Source organism: Massiliimicrobium timonense (assembly GCF_002160865.1).
In the GTDB taxonomy this organism is placed as follows: Bacteria; Bacillota_I; Bacilli_A; order Erysipelotrichales; family Coprobacillaceae; genus Allocoprobacillus.
The window spans coordinates 1-913 of the sequence record NZ_NFLJ01000101.1; the positions used below are offsets into that span (position 1 = coordinate 1).

Below are 913 nucleotides of genomic sequence, written 5' to 3' on the forward strand. Positions count from 1 at the left end.
TATCTTAGATAGTATGCGAGGGGATTGACCAAACCAGGTCTTTCCTCTTTTCTTATGGCTAGAATATCCGCATTAAGTAAGAAGTTAACTACATTCCCATTTGCTTGTCTATATAGTCCAAGCCTTGTATTCGCTACCGAATAGATTTGCTCATCACTGAAGTGATAAGGCAATTTCTCATTCAACTTTTGTAGATTTTTATATATCCTCGATGGTGTTTTCCACTGTTTCAGGATAATGACCCTTATTTTATGTCTCAACCATTGACCAAATTCATCTATGAAGTTCTTCATTCTTCCAATTCGGAAGTAGTTTATCCATCCATTGACGATTTGATTTATCCTAGTGAATGTTTTTGTATTGGTCTGTGCAACACATTTCTTTCGGATGAGTTCCTTTCGACATTTGTCATACAGGTTTTTCTTACTCTTCTTTGTAGGAATACATTCCCATCTTGATGAGTTCTTCCAATATGTAAAACCTAGAAATTGACTATTCGTTGGTCTTACTATCTTTGTTTTGGTTGCACTGACCTTTAGAAATAATTTTCTCTCTAGCCATGATGTGACTGACTTCATCACTCGATTTGCTGCCATCTCGCTTTTAACGAAGATATTACTATCGTCCGCATATCTCACAAAGCATAGTCCCCTTGCTTCTAATTCCTTATCAAATTTATCTAAGTAGATATTTGATAGAATTGGACTTAGAGGTCCTCCTTGTGGCATTCCTATGGTACTAGCTTTTACAAGACCATTTTCCATGATTCCTGCCTGCAGGAATTTGCGAATCAAATGCAGTGTTGTCGAGTCATTCACATGCTCTCTAAGTATTGAAATTAATTTATCGTGATTGACTGTATCGAAGTATGCTTCTATATCTAAATCAATGACCCATTCGTATCCTTCATTCA

The 913-nt window shown here is 36.3% G+C and carries 1 protein-coding gene; it reads right to left on the bottom strand.

Going from position 1 to position 913, the window contains the following annotated elements:
• Nucleotides 1-913, bottom strand: a 913-nt coding sequence (locus B5E75_RS14335; RefSeq protein WP_143746993.1) for a reverse transcriptase domain-containing protein, incomplete at both ends; no start/stop codon positions are given.